At 58.6% G+C, this 17,285-nt stretch carries 15 protein-coding genes; 5 read left to right on the top strand and 10 right to left on the bottom strand.

What is annotated here, in order from left to right:
* Positions 1-86: 86 nt before the first annotated feature.
* Positions 87-1,442: an MmgE/PrpD family protein gene (locus AC2FNN_RS04130; RefSeq protein WP_496756807.1), complete on the bottom strand. Its 1,356-nt coding sequence runs from the start codon at positions 1,440-1,442 to the stop codon at positions 87-89.
* A 229-nt stretch (positions 1,443-1,671) separates the two neighbouring features.
* Here AC2FNN_RS04130 and AC2FNN_RS04125 point away from each other — a divergent pair, with 229 nt between their 5' ends.
* Both AC2FNN_RS04125 and AC2FNN_RS04120 read left to right on the top strand, forming a co-directional pair.
* Positions 1,672-2,559: a LysR substrate-binding domain-containing protein gene (locus AC2FNN_RS04125; protein WP_496756806.1), complete on the top strand. Its 888-nt coding sequence runs from the start codon at positions 1,672-1,674 to the stop codon at positions 2,557-2,559.
* 373 nt (positions 2,560-2,932) lie between these two features.
* Complete coding sequence (locus tag AC2FNN_RS04120; protein ID WP_496756805.1) at positions 2,933-4,237, top strand: UDP-glucose dehydrogenase family protein; 1,305 nt, start codon at positions 2,933-2,935, stop codon at positions 4,235-4,237.
* A 72-nt stretch (positions 4,238-4,309) separates the two neighbouring features.
* Here AC2FNN_RS04120 and AC2FNN_RS04115 read toward each other — a convergent pair whose 3' ends face one another.
* Positions 4,310-5,311 carry a sterol desaturase family protein gene (locus AC2FNN_RS04115; RefSeq protein WP_496756803.1) on the bottom strand — a complete coding sequence of 334 codons (1,002 nt, stop codon included), beginning with the start codon at positions 5,309-5,311 and terminating at the stop codon, positions 4,310-4,312.
* 107 nt (positions 5,312-5,418) lie between these two features.
* Here AC2FNN_RS04115 and AC2FNN_RS04110 point away from each other — a divergent pair, with 107 nt between their 5' ends.
* A complete protein-coding gene (locus AC2FNN_RS04110) occupies positions 5,419-6,309 on the top strand; it encodes a LysR substrate-binding domain-containing protein (protein WP_496756802.1) in 891 nt (296 codons plus the stop codon).
* On the opposite strand, the gene AC2FNN_RS04105 is transcribed toward AC2FNN_RS04110, so the two are convergent.
* The 3 genes from AC2FNN_RS04105 to AC2FNN_RS04095 are packed head-to-tail and all read right to left on the bottom strand — an operon-like array spanning position 6,282 to position 8,667.
* Entirely contained in the window at positions 6,282-7,361 is a 1,080-nt protein-coding gene (locus AC2FNN_RS04105; RefSeq protein WP_496756800.1) for a helix-turn-helix domain-containing protein, read from the bottom strand. The two genes, AC2FNN_RS04110 and AC2FNN_RS04105, sit on opposite strands and share 28 nt — an antisense overlap.
* Positions 7,362-7,408: 47 nt before the next feature.
* Positions 7,409-8,146, bottom strand: a complete 738-nt coding sequence (locus AC2FNN_RS04100) for a hypothetical protein (RefSeq protein WP_496756799.1) — start codon at positions 8,144-8,146, stop codon at positions 7,409-7,411.
* Positions 8,143-8,667 carry an RNA polymerase sigma factor gene (locus AC2FNN_RS04095; RefSeq protein ID WP_496756797.1) on the bottom strand — a complete coding sequence of 175 codons (525 nt, stop codon included), beginning with the start codon at positions 8,665-8,667 and terminating at the stop codon, positions 8,143-8,145. The genes AC2FNN_RS04100 and AC2FNN_RS04095 overlap by 4 nt, the downstream gene beginning before the upstream one ends.
* A gap of 96 nt (positions 8,668-8,763) precedes the next feature.
* Between AC2FNN_RS04095 and AC2FNN_RS04090 the strand changes: the two genes are divergently transcribed.
* Positions 8,764-9,702, top strand: a complete 939-nt coding sequence (locus AC2FNN_RS04090) for a c-type cytochrome (RefSeq protein WP_496756795.1) — start codon at positions 8,764-8,766, stop codon at positions 9,700-9,702.
* Between the two features lie 444 nt (positions 9,703-10,146).
* Positions 10,147-11,931: an ABC transporter ATP-binding protein gene (locus tag AC2FNN_RS04085; RefSeq protein ID WP_496756793.1), complete on the top strand. Its 1,785-nt coding sequence runs from the start codon at positions 10,147-10,149 to the stop codon at positions 11,929-11,931.
* Positions 11,932-12,286: 355 nt separating this feature from the next.
* Here the strand turns inward: AC2FNN_RS04085 and AC2FNN_RS04080 are convergent, their stop codons facing one another.
* The 5 genes from AC2FNN_RS04080 to AC2FNN_RS04060 are packed head-to-tail and all read right to left on the bottom strand — an operon-like array spanning position 12,287 to position 17,222.
* Positions 12,287-13,240 (bottom strand): ABC transporter ATP-binding protein, encoded by a 954-nt coding sequence (locus tag AC2FNN_RS04080; protein ID WP_496756791.1) that lies wholly within the window; start codon positions 13,238-13,240, stop codon positions 12,287-12,289.
* Entirely contained in the window at positions 13,237-14,214 is a 978-nt protein-coding gene (locus tag AC2FNN_RS04075; RefSeq protein ID WP_496756789.1) for an ABC transporter ATP-binding protein, read from the bottom strand. Before AC2FNN_RS04075 ends, AC2FNN_RS04080 begins: the two co-directional genes overlap by 4 nt.
* 4 nt (positions 14,215-14,218) lie before the next feature.
* Entirely contained in the window at positions 14,219-15,121 is a 903-nt protein-coding gene (locus tag AC2FNN_RS04070; RefSeq protein WP_496756787.1) for an ABC transporter permease subunit, read from the bottom strand.
* On the bottom strand, positions 15,121-16,128 hold the full coding sequence (locus AC2FNN_RS04065) for an ABC transporter permease subunit (RefSeq protein WP_496756785.1): 1,008 nt from the start codon (positions 16,126-16,128) through the stop codon (positions 15,121-15,123). The genes AC2FNN_RS04070 and AC2FNN_RS04065 overlap by 1 nt, the downstream gene beginning before the upstream one ends.
* The gene (locus tag AC2FNN_RS04060) at positions 16,128-17,222 is read right to left on the bottom strand and encodes a M24 family metallopeptidase (RefSeq protein ID WP_496756783.1); all 1,095 of its coding nucleotides are present in this window, start codon (positions 17,220-17,222) and stop codon (positions 16,128-16,130) included. The genes AC2FNN_RS04065 and AC2FNN_RS04060 overlap by 1 nt, the downstream gene beginning before the upstream one ends.
* Positions 17,223-17,285 lie beyond the last annotated feature (63 nt).

The raw sequence follows: 17,285 nt of genomic DNA, 5'->3' as shown, positions 1-17,285 counted from the left end.
CGGCAAGACCGTCGCCGCGCCGTCATCAGGATCAAGGGTGCGGATGTGCCGGTCGGAATGCGTTTGTACGGCAGTTTCGGCAGATTTTACGTCTGGTCGGCGGGGGCGAAGATCAACGCGCCAAGGTCTGAGAATTTCGAACCTGGCGCGCCCAGCCCCAGAACCGCGTCACGAATGGCGGCAGCACGGGATGCACCCAGTGATGGTGTCGCAAATTCCATGAATTTGTCGATCACTTCTGCCTCATCCATTGGTGCCTCGGGTCCGCCGCGTGCATGTACGTCGCCCGACTCGAGTATCCGCCCGTCGGTCAGGGTGATGCTGACATCGGCGAACCGGCTTTCGGGGAAACGGTCGGAATGTCGTGCGGCCTCTGCAACCGAGATACGCTCGACGATCGAGGCGACCAGCCGGTCGGCCAAGCCCGCACCGGTGATGTTTTCGACCCCGATCCGGCCATGCGCAACCATTGTCGCGACGGCAAATGGCAGCGAATACTGCGCCTTGGACGTATCATCCGGCATACCCTGAAAGAGGCAGGCGCTTTCCCGGAACGTGTTTACATGAATCGTGGCAATATCCCGGTGAGTCAGGTCGTTTTCACGCATGAGCGCCCGGGTGGCATCAATTGCCGCGTGGGCCCAGCGGCAGATCGGGTAGGGTTTGACATATTGATGCTCCATTTGCCAGAAATCACCCAGATCTTGCCAATGGGGGGCAACGTCTGCCGCTTCGATGGTGATGGCCGGTGCCCCGGTAAAGCCTTTCTCGGCCAAAACCGCAGAAGAAATGCCAACCAACGCGCCCCAGCCCGAACCGTCATGCAGCATGGTGGGATTGGCGATCTCGCGCATCATCTGGCTGCGCGGGCCGTGATATTCAGCGATCCCCATGGCCTGCCGCATCTGTTCGGCCGTCAAACCGCGCAAGCGCGCCGCCACAGCCACCACGCCAAGTGCGTTCCAAGCTCCGGATGTGTGGTAATCGCTGACAGTGTCGTGCAAAGAAATGCCCGCGCGCCCCGCGACCTCGTATCCAACGATCACCGCCGCCAGCGCTTCGGGGCCTGAAAAGTCTTGAACGGTTTCAGCCAGTGCCGCCAGTGCGGGAACAACGACAACCCCGATGTGGCCTTTGGTCGGATTGTATCCATCATGGCCGTCTAGATTGTCGGTCTGCGTGGCTGCCGCATAGGCCGCGCCCGCGACGCTGACGCGACGACCGTCGAAAAGCATGCGCGCACTCAGCCCCGGGTCGCCCGCGCCAAACAGCGCTGCCGCACTCTCGCGCGCAATCCGTCCGGCCTGCATCGGCCCCGACCCTATGGTGATCCCCAGCGTATCCAGCAGCATCAACGCCGCTGACTTGCGTGCGGTGTCGGGAAAATCCTGCGCTGCACGCCCCAGCGCAAAATCTGCAACGGTCTGAAAGGTATCTGTCACGGTGTCCAGTCGAGGTTTTTCTTTCGGATTCCGGTTACAAGAATAAACCTATGTGAATTTGCGCATAGCGGCACGAAAACAATCATGGGGCAATGGCCCCGGATTATTTGTGACTAGGACCAGATCACATTTCGAGGCAGAACCATACGCGTGAGTCGCTCCTGGGCAAGACAGCAAGCCCTGGGCTTATTAATTCTTTGCGATGTGCCTTGCCTGAGAAACGTCCGTCATGATGAATCTTCCACACCTGACCTTTCTGCGCTCGTTCGAGGCGGCGGCACGGCACCTGAGCTTTACCGCTGCTGCCGAAGAGTTGAACTGCACCCAATCTGCCGTCAGCAATCATGTCCGCTCGTTGGAAGAGTTTTTGCAGCGCCCCCTGTTCGTGCGCCATCCCCGGTCGCTGTCGCTGACAGATGTGGGCGAGGCCTATCTGCCGTCAGTGCGCCATGCCCTCCAGGAAATCAATGCTGCCACGCAATCGGTCATCGTGCGGTCGCATACCCGCAAAGTTGTGGTATCTTGCCCGGTCAGTCTGGCCGAGAACTGGTTGCCGGATGTGATCCGTGGTTTCAACGCGGTGCATCCCGATATTGATCTGACGGTTCATGGCACTGTCTGGGCTGATGTCGAACCAAATGTTTCGGACATCTCGCTGACGATCAATCATGTCGACGATGTGTCGCCCGACGCCCAACGTTTGTGGATCGAAAAGCTGGCACTGGTCTGTGCGCCCGACTTTCTGGTCGATGGCGCGCCACTGACCGACCCCAAGCAATTGCAGAATGCACCGCTGATCCACATCCTGGGCCGCCCCTCCTATTGGGAGCACGCGGCGCGGCATTTCGGATTGTCCGATCTGAGCCAGAAGGGCGGGTTGCGGACGAATGTCTCGAATCTGGCGATGGAAATGGCCGCCAAGTCACTGGGATGCGTCGCCCTGCCCCGGTCGCTGGCCCGGTCCTATGTCGAGCGGGGGCTGCTGATCGAGCCTTTCCGGTTCGATCTGAACAGCCCCTGGACCTATTTCATGCGTCTCAAGGAAAAACCCGTTTCGCCACCGGTCCGGCTGTTTCAGAACTGGCTGTTGCAAGCCGCCGCTGAAATGGACAGCTGATCGACCGGTCATTTGCCGGAGCATGTCACGCGGCCCCTATTTTCCATTGCCAGCCAGCTTGTTGGTGGCGAGAACGCGCGATAACCCCCGCGCCTCATCAATACTTAAGGCAGGGGCTATTCCAGCCATCAACAACACCATCTGTTCAACCGAATTTCGACACCAACCGGTTCTTCCTGATCCTCGGCTCCGCTGAACAAAGCGGACATGATCGCGGGCTCGAAGGGCTTTGCACCGTCTGCGTTCTTATTGCCTCAATATCCGCAAGAATCTATGGGATGCATCACGCAACGGCTGACGGCCATTGAAACCGGCGTCAGTTTCTTTGATTGTGCCCACGCCGTCCGTGGTAATTGGTAAGAAGGATTTTTAGATGCGTATTGCGATGATCGGCACCGGTTATGTTGGCTTAGTGTCCGGTGTGTGCTTTTCGGACTTTGGTCATGACGTGATTTGCGTCGACAAGGCTGAGCAAAAGATCGACATGCTCAAGGCCGGAGAAGTGCCGATCTATGAACCGGGCCTGGATGTGCTGATGGCAAAAAACGTTGCTGCCGGTCGCCTGAGTTTTTCAACCGATCTGAAAACAGCAGTTGATGGCGCCGATGCGGTTTTCATCGCGGTCGGAACTCCGACCCGACGAGGGGACGGCCACGCCGATTTGACCTATGTGATGGCCGCGGCAGAAGAAATCGCCCAAGCGGTTACCGGATACACGGTCATTGTCACCAAATCGACTGTGCCGGTGGGAACAAACAGAAAAGTTCAGGAGGTCGTTGCGGCCGCCAACCCCACAGCCGAATTCGACGTGGCCTCGAACCCTGAATTTCTGCGCGAAGGTGCTGCAATCGATGACTTCATGCGCCCCGATCGCGTCGTGGTCGGTGTGGAAAGCGATCGCGCCGCCGAAGTGATGGCCGAGATTTACCGTCCGCTTTATCTGCGAGACTTCCCGATCCTGACCACCGATCTGGAAAGCGCCGAGATGATCAAATACGCCGCCAACGCGTTTCTGGCGACCAAGATCACTTTCATCAACGAAATAGCGGGCCTGTGTGAAAAGGTCGGTGCGGATGTCAAGGAAGTTTCACGCGGCATCGGTCTGGACGGACGAATTGGCAACAAGTTCCTGCACGCGGGGCCGGGCTATGGTGGATCTTGTTTTCCCAAGGATACCGCCGCGCTGGCGCGGATCGGGCAGGATCATGCATATCCGATGCAGATCACGGAAACCGTCATTCGGGTGAATGACGAGGTCAAGAAACGGATGATCGAGAAAATCCGCGACGCCTGCGACGACCGCCTTAACGGCAAGACGGTGGCGGTTCTGGGTGTCACTTTCAAACCCAACACGGACGACATGCGCGACGCGCCATCACTGTCCATCATTCCCGCTTTGATCGGCGGAGGAGCCAAAGTGCGCGTCGTCGATCCGCAGGGCAAATCGGAAGGCGATGCGCTATTGCCCGGGGTCGAATGGTGCGACGACCCCTATGCAGCAGTTCAAGGGGCTGACGTAGTGGTGTTGCTGACAGAGTGGAACGAGTTCCGCGCGTTGAACCTGACCGAGCTAGCCGGTTCCATGAACTCTGCCCGAATGGTGGATCTGCGCAATATCTATTCAAAGTCGCAGGCGCTGAAATCCGGCTTTGAAACCTATGTCGGCGTTGGACGCTGAACGCGCACCGCCGGTTGGATCAAACGCGCCCACGGGACCCGCTTGGGTCCGGCAGGGATCTGCCTTCACGGGCTATTCGGTGGCCCAGATCTTGCGGCGGCGTTCCTTGACCATTTCATTGCCTTCATCGGTGCCGTCGTGGAACGTGTTGAACCATTCATCCCAAGGGGTTTCCCAGGTGCCGTAGTTGCAGTCAAAAAACCGATGATGCAGCTGGTGAAAGAAATCCCCGACCTGAAACTTGGCCTTGTTGCCGAACTTCACATGCTCGAAACCGGCATGAGAGGTCGGAGCGCCGATGCCGTGATGGAACAGCAGGAAAATGGCGTGGATCGGATGGGACGGCAGCAGGAAGAAGATCATCGTATCGAACATCAGAAAGAAACTTTCGACGGGATGCATCGCAAGTCCCGACCAGGGGCCGGTATTGATGTTGCGGTGATGCCAAGCGTGGACTTTTGTATAAAGCATACCCACGTGCAGCAGCCTGTGCAGCCAGTAGAAATGGAACCCGGCCCAGATCGGCACAAAGACGGTTACGGCGATGAACCAGAACGGGTTGCCGTCTAATGTGACCATCGTGACCCAGCCATTGGCATAGGAATACAGGATCAGACATTCCCAGAACGTCCAGAACGTCAACGCCGGGCCCAAGGTCCAGAACATGTTGTCCCAGACCTGATTTTTGAAGGTGAACACCTTGGCGCCCTTCATCATCGGGCGCATGTCATAGCGGTATTCGTCCTGCTGCGTGCGGAACCTCCAAAGGGCCAGGTGCAAGCCGCCTGCGACCACCATCAGGATACAGAAATTGCGGAACCAGATTTCCGCAACCCAATCCCAGCCGAAGGTCTCGATCCTGCTTAAAGAGGGCGTCAGATAGGTCCAGGTGATGACCGCAAAGACCAGCAGCAACGCCCGCAATGCAAGCGGATTCCAGCTTTGCAGCAGGTATTTCAACGCGGCCAGAGGTTTCATTGGCCAATCCCAATAGGGCGCGGTCTGAATCGGCAGCTGAGGCGTGTAATTCCAGATCTTGCGCTTGGCTCGTGGCGGCAGGGCGGGGTCTGACATAGAAGGCTCATTTCATCTGTTCACTGATCACAAGCCTAAGGCCGGGGATCAAAAGCTCAGACCTAATTGTCTTGCCGGTCAGGCTAAGTTTTGCTTAGCCTGTCGGAATGAACACCCGCGTCCCTTCCCTCAACTGGCTGCGCGTATTCGAGGCTGCGGCCAGAACCGAAAGCTTTGCCCGCGCCGCGACCCAGTTGAACATGACGCCTGCCGCCGTCAGCCAGCAGGTCAAGGCGCTGGAGACAAGGCTTGGCACACCCTTGTTTCACCGTCACGCGCATGCGGTCACTTTGACCGAAACGGGGCGCGCCTATCTGCCGTCGGTGCAGCAATCCTTGCTCATGCTGGAAACGGCAACCGCCGGTCTGTTCGGTGAAACCCGCGAGCAAAGGCTTTACGTGCAGTCCGTGCTGCTGTTTGCGCATGGCATTCTGGCCGGGGGTGTTCCCGGATTTCAGGCGGCGCATCCTCAGATCAACCTTTCGCTTTCGACCGGCAATGTCGTGTCGGATTTTGCCAATCGGTTCACTGACCTTCAGATCGTGTTCGGAAACCCGGCGCTGTTCGGCTCGGAAAGTGACGAGTTGATGCGCGAACATCTCTATCCCATCGCGCCACCCGAGATTGCTGCCCGGATCGAGACGGCAAGGGACTTGTTCGACTTCACCTTGATCGAAGTTTCGACCCATCGGGCAAGCTGGCCGCATTGGTTCGAACACCAGCGGCTGCCAGCGGGCCAGGCACGGTATTTTTTTGCCGACAATTCCGTGATGGCGGCCGAGCTCTGCGCCAGCGGGTGCGGCATTGCCTTGGCGCGCGCGCCCGCGTCAGATCGCATTATGAAGCTGTCCGGTTTGGTCCCCTGCCTGCCGGACATCTCATGTCCGGGGCAGGAAGCCTATCATCTGGTCTATCCCTCCCGCACGGCGCTGCGCCCGGCAGCGCGTACGTTTCGCGATTGGCTGATGGATTACAGCGCCGCCGTCCAGACGCGGTAACGCCCCTGCCCGGTGACTTCGCGAACCAGACCCCGCTGCGCGAACAGGTCGAAATTGCGTTGTACCGCCGCGCGAGAAGCCTTGGTCAGGTCTTCGGCCAAAGGCGCGGATACCATGGGCCAGGCCGTCAATGCATGGATCAGGCGCGGCGGGGTGCGACCGCTCAGATCCTGCGTGACGTCTTTGGCTTTCGCCTCCCACGCGCTGATCCGGTCCAGGTGCAACAACGCCGCAAGGGCAGCCTGCCCTGCGCCACCGATCCATGCGCTCAGTTTTTCCGACGGATCCCCCGAGCCGCGCAGCGCGCGCGGCCCGGACAAGGCCAAGGGCATGAACTGCGCACCGCCACGCCCCATGGAGGCCGCATGCCGCGCGGCTATGACGGCTGCTTCCGTGTCCTGTCCGATGCCTTGTGACACCGCCCGCCACGCGTGAAACGCAATTGCCGACTGCGTCACAGGATGCAACCCTTCGGAATTTTGCATGACCTCGGCCAGATCAATGATGGATTCCGGGGTCGCGTCGGCCCCCTGAGCCAGTCGGTCAAGAAACGCGGTCAGCCCCCGTTCCCAACCGCCGGCAGCAGGCGGCGCGCCCGAACTCAGGCGTCGTACGGCCCATCCGGCCCGAAACAGGGCCTGCACGTCATCATGAGTCGCGCCGATCCGCAAACCGGTCCACAAAGCCAATCGATCCACGCTGATCCGGTCTCCGGTCCACCACCCCAGATCGGATGTCTCCATCAATGCCAAACGGTGCGTCCAGCCTTCAGGGCCCCCTCGCAACCGCTCATCCAGCGCGCCAAAAGTCAGGGCCAGATCCGCAAGTTCCGCAGAAAGGTCGGACTGCGCAGCCCGCCAATCGCGCGGATCGAACAGCAGGCGCTGTTCGCGTCGCCGCCCGGGCAGGAAGAAACCCTCGTCTTCCTCGACTTCATCCGGTGGCAAGAACCACAGGTCGTCCTCTTCGGACGGATCGCCGTCATAGATGCTGGCGGGGCCAAGATCTTCGGCCTCGTCTTCAGGAAGGGGCAAGGGTTTCTTCGACGTCATACCCCGCATTCTTCGGGCATTCCCGCTGGTTCACAAGGGGTATTCCGTCAGCCCGCAAAGGTTCGGGTCAAAACATCCAGTTCGCTGCTCAAATCGGTCTGCGGAGAGCTGCCCAGCAGCATGTAACCATAACCATCCTGCGCCCAGGTCGCTGTTGCCAAACCACTCAGAACGGCCTGTTTGACCTCTGCCTTCGGGGCGTTCGGCCCCTGACGGATAACACAGAAAGCAAAAGGTTGACCCTGCTCATCGGCGAAAACCACCTGAATCAAGGGCTTTCCTTTGAACGAAAGAACCTGCGCTCGCTTCAACTCCAACCCTGGCAGGGAGTCCAGCGCTTCACGGTTCAGAGACCTGCCAAGTGCTGCCTCGGCCATCGCGAACTGCTTGTCCAGAGATGCCTCGGAACTGTCCAGCGAGACAATCGTCTCGGGCACATAAAGCGATTGATAGATCGCCGCTTGCTGCGCCCAGCCCAGTTTCGCCGGACGCGTCGCCCAGAATGTCAGGGCAACGGCTGCCACCCCGACGCCTGCGGCCACGGCCAGAAGGCGCAGAAACCCGCCATTGGTGTTTTGCGTCGCGGGTTCCGGTACATCAACCTTCGGCGCTTTGGTGGGCAGTTTCTCAAAAACGTCCTGAACGACAGGCGCGAACGGATCCAGCGCCATCAGGCGGCGTTCAAGCTCGACATCATCCTCAACCGCGGCCTCGATGGCGCGGCTCTGAGCCTCATCCAGCGTGCCTTCCAGATACGCCAACAGCGTCTCGTCGGAAAACGTCATTTGCCACTCCGTCGCGCGGCGTCTGCCGCCTCAAACTGCATCACGGTTTTCAGTTTCCGCCGGGCATTCGATAGCCGGCTCATGATTGTGCCGATGGGAACGTCCAGCAATGCAGCGGTTTCGCGGTAGCTGTACCCTTCGACGAACACAAGCATGACCGTTTCCCGCTGCGCTTCTGGCAGCTGCATCACTTGAGTAAACACTTCAGCCGCAAATATATTCGTTTCTGAATCCGGCAAAGTTGCGACCAGTTCCGCTTCCGGGGTCACGGACAGCGCCTGTGCCCGCCGGACGGAACGAGACCGCACTTCGTTCAACCAGATTGACCGGCAGATCGTCATCAGCCAACTGTCCAGACGATCATGCGACGTTACCTGATGATGCCGCTCGAGCGCACGCAGGCATGTGGCCTGCACCAGATCGTCCGCCACATCTGATGCCCCCGACAACGCCAGAGCAAACCGCCAGACGCGTCTTGAGTGCATCTGTACGGCGTCACGAACGGCCTGTTCGGAAGTCATCTCGGCACTCATCGAATAAATCGCGACCTGTGTGTGTTTGTCAGAAACGGACCCGGCCCGCAGGGCCAAAACTGACATAAACCGCGGAGGAAAGAAATGAAACTTCTGTTGAAGGCAGTCACGTTTGCGTCGGCAATTGTTGCAACACCCATTTGGGCAGCGGGTTGGACACTGGAGTCCGACCGCTCGCATCTGGCCTATGGAACGATCAAGAAAAACGCGGTGGGCGAGGTCAACAGCTTCACCAGCCTGAGCGGACACGTGACGCAGGATGGCGTGGCCGAAATCGAGATCGACCTGTCCTCGGTCGAGACCAACATAGATATTCGCAACGAACGGATGATCGAGTTTGTTTTCCGCCAGGCACCCACTGCGCGCCTTACGGCCGAATTCGACATGGCAAAGGTTTCAGGGCTGGCCGTTGGTGAAACCACCACTGTGGATGCTGCATCCGTGCTTTCGCTGGCCGGCACGGACGTTGAGTTTGACGCGGAAATGTTCGTCGCGCGCTTGTCCGAGACGTCAGTGCTTGTTTCAACGCACGACATGGTGTTTCTCAGCACGGAAAACGCCGGTGTCAACGCTGGCGTGGACAAGCTTATGGAATTGGCAAGCCTGCCCGGCATCACCCGAACGGTACCAATTACTGCCCGGCTGATCTTTCACACGGATGAAGAGCAGGCCGCGATGGCATCGGAAGCTACAGAGGCTGTTGCTGCCGCAGACGTTCAGGGGGACGCGACGGCGGGCAAAAAGGTGTTTCGCAAATGCAGTGCCTGCCACAAATTGAAAGAAGGCAGCCATGGTGTTGGCCCGTCCCTGCACGGTATTCTCGGCACAAAGGCCGGTCAGGCAGAAGGGTTCAAATACTCGACAGCGCTGGAAGGTTCCGACATCGTCTGGACGCATGAGACCCTGAGCGCGTTCCTGACGGATCCCAAAGGGTATCTTCAGGGCAATCGAATGCAGTTTCGCGGTCTGAAAAAGAACGAAGATATTGTTAACCTTCTTGCGTATTTGCAGGAAGAGGGGTGACGGCAACACCCGAGAGGCTTGGCCGCTGCGCTGAATTTCGATTTCAAACAACCGGGCCCGGACAGGATCGGACACGATACTTGTGTCCGTTCCCTGTCTGGTTTTCGGATCAACACGTGTTCAAAGTCAGGAGATACAGCCTTCTGTCAGCGGGTTCATGCCGGACATACGACTCATTTGTGGCAAAACAGCCCGTGTTCTACGGCGTTATTTTGCGAATCCTGTCGCGCCACCAACCCTGCCTGCGCCCGTACAAAAGGGCAAATCGCGGTTGTCCTTGCGCTTTCCAACTCTTGTCCGATCGTCAACCAGCCATTATTTAGCGGGCGTACAGCTCAGACAGTCGGGATGGGCCGCTGTGCCGCAGCTTGGCATCTGTCCTTTAGGCCCGACAAAATATAGGTTAACTGAGCGTGCGCACAGTTTCACGATTTGGAGAACGCAATGATAAAGCGCGCCTGGAACAAGTGGCGATCAGGCTATATGGGCCGCCTTGTAGGTGAAAGCTTTTACGCGCAAGGCAAACTGTATGGTATTGCGGTTCTGGCAATGATTGCCGTGGCGGTCACCACGGCCGGCTCCGCATATATGATGGAATACATTGTCGATGCCATGACCAGCCCCGATTTGCAGGGTTGGGCACATGTCATTGCGCTGGGGGTTGTCCTTCTGTTTCTGGTCAAGGCGGTCGCATCCTACATTCAGGCTATCTACCTCGCCCGCGCAGGCAATCGGATCGTGGCGGAACAGCAGGACAAGGTTTACCGAAAACTGCTCAGACATGGGGTCTCGTTCTTTTCGACCAATGAATCGTCGGACCTTCTGATGCGCACCACCCATGGTGCGCAGGCGGCCAGAAACCTGATCGATGTGCTGGTCACCGGGTTTGTCCGCGACGCCCTGACTCTGGTCGGGCTGGTTGCGGTCATGGTGTATCAGCAGCCCGTTCTGTCCGTCTTGTTCTTTGTCGTGGGTCCGATTGCCCTGTTGGGTGTTCGCTATCTGCTGAAGAGTGTACGCACGATCATGCAGGCCGAGTTCAAGTCGCTGGCGGAAATCATTCGGGTGCTGCAAGAGACATCGGCAGGGATCAAGGTCATCAAGGTTTTCTCTCTCGAAGACCGTATGATCAACCGCATGGACACGGCAATCCGCAAAGTTGAACAGCGGTCGAACGACATCGCCAAGTTGCAGTCCATTGCCAGCCCTCTCATGGAGTTTCTGGCCGGCCTCGCCGTGGCGGGTGTACTAGTGGTCAGCACGATGGGAATCGCGGGCACGGAACAACCCAGTGCGGGCCAGCTGATGTCCTTTATCACAGCGTTGCTGATGGCCTATGAACCTGCCAAGCGGCTGTCGAAAATGCGCGTTCAGATCGAAACCTGCATGGTTGGTATCAGCATGTTGTTCGGCCTGCTGGATCAGGACGACACGATGGTGGAAAGCCCCGAAGCCCATGACCTGATCGAAGGCCCCGGCCAGATCACGCTGCGCGAAGTGACTTTCGGCTATCAGGGTGCCGTACCTGTGATCGAAAACATGAATGTCACGTTCGAGGCCGGCAAGACCACCGCGCTTGTCGGTCAGTCCGGCGGTGGCAAGTCTACGATATTCGGGCTGATCATGCGGTTCTACGATCCTGATCAGGGCAGCGTCGAGATCGATGGCCAGGATCTGCGCGAGGTCAGCTTTGCGTCCCTGCGAAAAAAAATCTCTTATGTCGGTCAGGATACGTTCCTGTTTTCGACGTCGATCATGGACAACCTGCGCTGCTCGGCGCCTGACGCAACCGAGGAAGAGGTCATTGCCGCGGCCAAAGCCGCACATGCGCACGAGTTCATCATGGACCTGCCGGAAGGGTATGAAACGCAAGTCGGTGAAAACGGAACCTTCCTGTCAGGTGGTCAGAAACAGCGAATTGCGATTGCACGCGCAATACTGCGAAATTCCGAGATCCTGCTTTTGGACGAGGCCACAAGCGCGCTGGACGCTGAATCGGAATCGCTTGTCAAAAAGGCTCTGGACACCCTGACAAAGGACGTGACCGTCGTTGTCATTGCGCACCGACTTTCGACTGTTCTGGAAGCGGACAAGATTATCGTGGTTCAGGATGGCTCGATCGTGGAACAGGGTAATCTGGACGAGTTGATGAAAAAGAACGGAAGCTTCCGCAACCTGTTCGATCAGCAGTTCAAGAAACACGAACCCTCGGCGGAAGTGGCCGAGTAGCCCCTGCATTCGGTCCGGCACATGCCTCCCTTCCCGGGGCAAGGCCCGTTCGGGATAGGGGCGGTTTGTACCGGTCACGCGCGCCCGTGCAACGAAACAGTCAGGCCCAAGCCGCCCAAGGGATATGGGCCGCTCGGACCGCATCTGGGGAAATGAACGGTCCTGTCTTTCGCGCGGGTTCGAAGATGGCGTTCATCGGCTGTACCGGCACAAACATGTGGCATGGTCGCTCACGCTGGCGCGCCACTCCTACCAGCGCTTTGGCGGGGTGGTTCTCCCACAAGAAATCACCGTCGCTTTTGTTCAGGCCGCCCTGTTTGCCACCGCCTCACACCAACACGGGAATCCTCTTGCACTACAAAGGATACAGACACGCGACCTGATGCGTTTCTCCGGCCAGTTCAGGCAATGTTGCCCTGCACTGATCAGTTGCCAGCCAACATCTTTGCGCAAAGGCGCAACCTATTGGAACATTCATTGGCGACGGCAGTTCGCCCTCAAGCTTGATCCGTTCTTTTTGGGCCGTGGGGTCGGCCCGGGGCGTCGTGGACAGCAACGCCTTGGAATAGGGGTGACGCGGCGCGGCGAACAGCTGTTCTTTGGGCGCCTTTTCAACAGCGCGCCCCAGATACATGACGATCACGTCGTCAGCGAAATGCCGGACCACGGAAAGATCATGCGAAATGAACAGATAGGCGAGGTCAAGCCGTTCCTGCAAATCCACAAGCAGGTTCAGGATCTGCGACTGGATCGAGACGTCCAGTGCCGAAACCGGCTCATCCAGAACCAGGACCCTGGGATTCAGCATAAGCGCGCGTGCAATGGCGATACGCTGACGCTGCCCGCCAGAGAACATATGTGGATAGCGATCATAATGCTCGGGCCGCAATCCCACCATCTCGATCATGTCGCGCGCTTGTGTCTCGCGGTTTGCGGCGGACATGTCCGGACGATTGATGATCAGCGGTTCCTGCAGGATCTGGCCGATGCGCTGACGTGGATTCAGTGATCCATAAGGATCCTGGAACACGATTTGCACCGTTTCCCGCATCTTGCTCCACCGCGACGGGGTAATGTCGACACCATCAATCATCAGCCTGCCCGACGTCGGCTCTTCAATCATCGTGACCAATCGCGCCAATGTTGACTTGCCACAGCCGGACTCTCCGACGATGGCCAGAGTCTTTCCCGGTTTCAGTTCGAAATCCACCCCCGAAAGGGCCTTTACCGTCGCTGACTTGGACAGCAACCCGCCCTTCACCGTGTAAAAACGGGTCAGATCTTTCGCCTGAACGATGGGGTCGGTCATGCCAATTCTCCGGCCGCAATTTTCTCTACGTGGTGACAACGTGCCCTGCCGAAGGCGTCGGCATGGGGGGTCGGCGGTATTTCAGCGCAAGTTGCATCAGCAAACCGGCATCGGGGGCTGAACAAGCACCCTGCGGGGCGATCGAATTGGCCCGGCACAACGCCGGGAATCGTCGGAAGGATCTTTGAGGTCGCGCGCTCGGGCAAAGCACTCAGCAGGGCGGATGTATAGGGATGGCGCGGCGTGCGGAACAATCCACGCACGGGCTGTTCTTCGACTTTTTGCCCGGCATATTGCACCTGAACCCGTTCGGCGGTTTCGGCCACCACCCCCATGTCATGTGTGATCAGTACAAGGCCCATATCGTGTTCGTCCCGCAACCGAACCAGCAGGTCGAGTATCTGCGCCTGAATGGTGACATCCAGCGCAGTGGTCGGTTCGTCCGCAATCAGCAGCTTGGGCTTGCAGGCGATGGCCATCGCGATCATGACGCGCTGGTTCATGCCCCCTGACAACTGATGTGGAAAGGTGTTCAGACGGCTTTCCGGGGCCGGGATGCCGACCTGGTCGAACAGCTCAATCGCGCGCTGGTGGCGGTCTTTGCGGTTCATTCCCAGATGGATGCGCAGGGCCTCTTTGATCTGGAATCCCACCGTGAAACAGGGGTTCAGCGACGACATCGGCTCCTGAAAGATCATTGCCATATCCTTGCCGATGATCTTGCGGCGCTCGCGGGCCGAAAGACCGGCCAGATCCAGCCCCTCAAAACGCATCTCGTCAGCGGTGATCGTCGCGGTCCAGGGCAATAACCCCATCAGCGCCAGCATCGACACCGACTTGCCCGAGCCGCTTTCGCCCACGATGGCCAGCAGCTCGCCCCTGTCGACCGATAGATCGACACCGTCCACGGCGCGGAACTTGCCCGAGGCCGTGGCGAATTCAACAGTCAGGTTGCGGATCTGCAAAAGGCTCATGCGATCAGCTCCGTTTCAGTTTCGGGTCAAGCGCATCACGCAGGCCATCACCCATCAGGTTGATGGCAAGAACGGTGACAAGAATCGCCAGACCGGGGAAGGTGACCACCCACCAGGCGCGCAGTATGAATTCGCGCGCTTCGGCCAGCATGGTGCCCCATTCCGGGGTGGGCGGCTGCGCGCCCATGCCCAGAAAACCCAAGGCCGCCGCATCCAGGATCGCTGTCGAAAAGGACAACGCCGCCTGTACGATGATGGGTGCCAGACAATTGGGCAGCACGGTGATGAACATCAGCCGTGACCTGCCTGCACCGGCCACACGCGCCGATGTGACATAATCCTTCTGACGTTCCGCCAGAACCGACGCGCGGGTCAGGCGCACGTAGTGGGGTTGGAAAACGATGGCGATGGCAATCATCGCGTTGGTCAGCGACGGGCCAAGGATGGCCACCAGCACCAGTGCCAACAGCAGCGACGGAAAGGCCAGAACGATATCCATCACCCGCATGATCAGCGTATCGACCCATTTGGGAGCAAAGCCCGACAGCAGGCCAATCATCACGCCCCCCGACACGGCCACACAAACGACGACGATTCCGACAAAGAAGGAATAGCGCGAGCCCATGATCAGGCGCGACAGCATGTCCCGACCCAGCGGATCGGTACCCAACGGGTAAGCCCAGCTTCCGCCCTCCTGCCAAGCAGGCGGTTGCAGGATATGATCGCGGAACTGTTCGGTTGGGTCATAGGGGGCCAGAAGGGGCGCAAAGGCGGCACAAAACACGAAGGCTGCAAAAACCCAAAGCCCGATGACAGCGCCACGGTTTTCACTGAAGTAATACCAGAACTCGCGCAGGGCGCTGGGGCGGTCTTCCGTTCTGGGCGGGGTTGAGGATAATTCGGCCATCACCGCCTCCGAATTTTGGGGTTGATGATGCCATAAAGGACATCGACCAGCAGGTTCACCAGCATCACGATCACCGCGATCATCAGCAATCCGCCCTGAACAACCGGGTAGTCACGGCGAAAGATGCTGTCGACCATCCATTTTCCTATGCCCGGCCAGCTGAAAATGGTTTCGGTCAGAATGGCCCCCGCCAGCAATGTGCCCACCGACAGGCCGATCACCGTAACAACCGGAATCAGAGCGTTTCGCAGCGCGTGCAATCCATTGATCCGCGAAGGTGACAAACCCTTGGCGCGCGCGGTGCGGATGTAGTCTTCGCCCAGAACTTCCAGCATCGCCGACCGGGTCTGGCGTGCGATAACCGCCAGCGGAATAGTCCCCAGCACAATCGTCGGCAGGATCAGATGGCGCACGGCCGATCCGAATGCCCCGTCCTGACCCGACAACAGGCTGTCGATCAGCATGAAGCCCGTGACGCTGGGAAAGTAATACAACAGGTCGATCCGGCCCGAGACCGGTGTCCAGCCCAGATTGCCCGAGAATATGATGATCAAAAGCAGCGCCCACCAGAAGATGGGCATCGAGTACCCGACCAGCGCCGAGGACATCAGCGCCCGGTCAAAGAACTTCCCTCGGTTCACCGCCGCGATCACACCTGCCGGCAGACCCAGCGCAACGGCAAAGATCATGGCGCACAGAGACAACTCCAGCGTTGCGGGGAACAGCGAAAAGAACTCATCCCATACGGGTTTTCTGGTGACAAAGCTTTCGCCCAGATCACCTTGAAGCACTCCGGTGAGGTAATCCCAATACTGCTGCAACACCGGCTTGTCGAAACCCAGCTTTTCGACCATTTCCTGATAACGTTCTTCCGTCATGCCGCGTTCACCGGCCATCACGATGATCGGATCACCGGGCAGCACCCGGATGAACATGAACGAAATCAGCGTCACGCCCAGAAATGTCGGAACAAACAGGCCAAGACGGGTGAGGAAATAGCCAAGCATCAGCGACCTATGATAGTAAGTTCTTTGGGAAAGCGGGTCAGTGACCGACAGCCATCCCCGGTGACAAGAACGTCATCTTCTATGCGAACGCCGAACTTGTCCAATTCATACAGGCCGGGTTCGTTGGTCCAGACCATACCCGGCAGGATTTTCTGACTGTTGCCGCGCATGATATACGGCGCCTCATGCACATCCCGGCCCAGACCGTGACCTGTCTTGGTTCGGATACGATCGGCAAAGGGCGAGGCCTCAAGCACACCTGTGACGGCATCGTCGATGTCATGCGCTGTCACGCCGGGGCGGCAGGCTTCGAACCCGGCTTTGTTGGCGCGCAAAACGGTGTCGTAGACGTCCCGGCCTTCGTCCGTGACGTCCTGAACGAAAAAAGTTCGCGTGATGTCGGCCGCGAAACCATGTTTTCGAGCGCCAAAGTCGAACAGCAACGCGTCGCCTGTCTTGATCCGGTAGTCGGCGCGCGCCTTGCCGTGCGGTCGTGCCGAGTTGTCCCCCGCAGCCACGATGGGGGAAAAGGCCAGCGTCTCGGCGCCTTCCGCAAAAAGCGCCTGAATCAGCGCCTGCTCAACGTGTTTTTCGGTCTGACCTGCATGAACACCTGCAATCACACGCTCCAACGCGCGTTCCGATATATCTATGGCCGCTTGCAGCGCTGCGATATCTTCTTCGGTTTTGATGATGCGAAGGCCTGAGATTTCGCGTTCGCCGTCCACAATCCGCAGACCCGGAATTGCGCGGGTAAACGCGTCTGACACGAAAACCCGCATCACCTGACCTTCGACAGCCAACGATCTGATCGGACGATGCGCTGCCAGCGCGGAAAATGCACCGTCATAGCCGGTCTGATCGCGCCAGTCGAACACGGCACCGTCAAATCCGACCAGATCCCATGACGCGAGTTCCAGATTGGGCACGATCGCCGCCGGATCACCCAGGGTCGGAATCACCACGACAAAAGGGCGCTCGTGGCTCATGAAGGATTTGCCCAATGCGCGGGTGAAATTCGGACCGGGCACCAGGGCCACTGCGTCCACTGACATATCCATTGCCAATTGGCGGTATTCGGACAAATCCGGCATTCAGGCCGACCTCCTCAATTAAAAAGCCGGAGCCGCCGAACAGGCAGCTCCGGTGAGTGAGTG

It is taken from the genome of Ruegeria sp. BHSA118, assembly GCF_059613405.1.
The sequence above is the reverse complement of the archived record's forward strand: the minus strand, read 5'-3'. Positions and strand labels throughout refer to the sequence as shown.

Excerpts from the sequence above, each read along its gene's own strand:
- AC2FNN_RS04090 (WP_496756795.1), top strand. The coding sequence starts at position 8,764 with ATGAAACTTCTGTTGAAGGCAGTCACGTTTGCGTCGGCAATTGTTGCA.
- AC2FNN_RS04065 (WP_496756785.1), bottom strand. The coding sequence starts at position 16,128 with ATGCTTGGCTATTTCCTCACCCGTCTTGGCCTGTTTGTTCCGACATTT.
- AC2FNN_RS04095 (WP_496756797.1), bottom strand. The coding sequence starts at position 8,667 with ATGACTTCCGAACAGGCCGTTCGTGACGCCGTACAGATGCACTCAAGA.
- AC2FNN_RS04060 (WP_496756783.1), bottom strand. The coding sequence starts at position 17,222 with ATGCCGGATTTGTCCGAATACCGCCAATTGGCAATGGATATGTCAGTG.
- AC2FNN_RS04070 (WP_496756787.1), bottom strand. The coding sequence starts at position 15,121 with ATGGCCGAATTATCCTCAACCCCGCCCAGAACGGAAGACCGCCCCAGC.
- AC2FNN_RS04105 (WP_496756800.1), bottom strand. The coding sequence starts at position 7,361 with ATGACGTCGAAGAAACCCTTGCCCCTTCCTGAAGACGAGGCCGAAGAT.
- AC2FNN_RS04100 (WP_496756799.1), bottom strand. The coding sequence starts at position 8,146 with ATGACGTTTTCCGACGAGACGCTGTTGGCGTATCTGGAAGGCACGCTG.
- AC2FNN_RS04080 (WP_496756791.1), bottom strand. The coding sequence starts at position 13,240 with ATGACCGACCCCATCGTTCAGGCGAAAGATCTGACCCGTTTTTACACG.
- AC2FNN_RS04115 (WP_496756803.1), bottom strand. The coding sequence starts at position 5,311 with ATGTCAGACCCCGCCCTGCCGCCACGAGCCAAGCGCAAGATCTGGAAT.
- AC2FNN_RS04110 (WP_496756802.1), top strand. The coding sequence starts at position 5,419 with ATGAACACCCGCGTCCCTTCCCTCAACTGGCTGCGCGTATTCGAGGCT.
- AC2FNN_RS04085 (WP_496756793.1), top strand. The coding sequence starts at position 10,147 with ATGATAAAGCGCGCCTGGAACAAGTGGCGATCAGGCTATATGGGCCGC.
- AC2FNN_RS04125 (WP_496756806.1), top strand. The coding sequence starts at position 1,672 with ATGATGAATCTTCCACACCTGACCTTTCTGCGCTCGTTCGAGGCGGCG.
- AC2FNN_RS04075 (WP_496756789.1), bottom strand. The coding sequence starts at position 14,214 with ATGAGCCTTTTGCAGATCCGCAACCTGACTGTTGAATTCGCCACGGCC.
- AC2FNN_RS04120 (WP_496756805.1), top strand. The coding sequence starts at position 2,933 with ATGCGTATTGCGATGATCGGCACCGGTTATGTTGGCTTAGTGTCCGGT.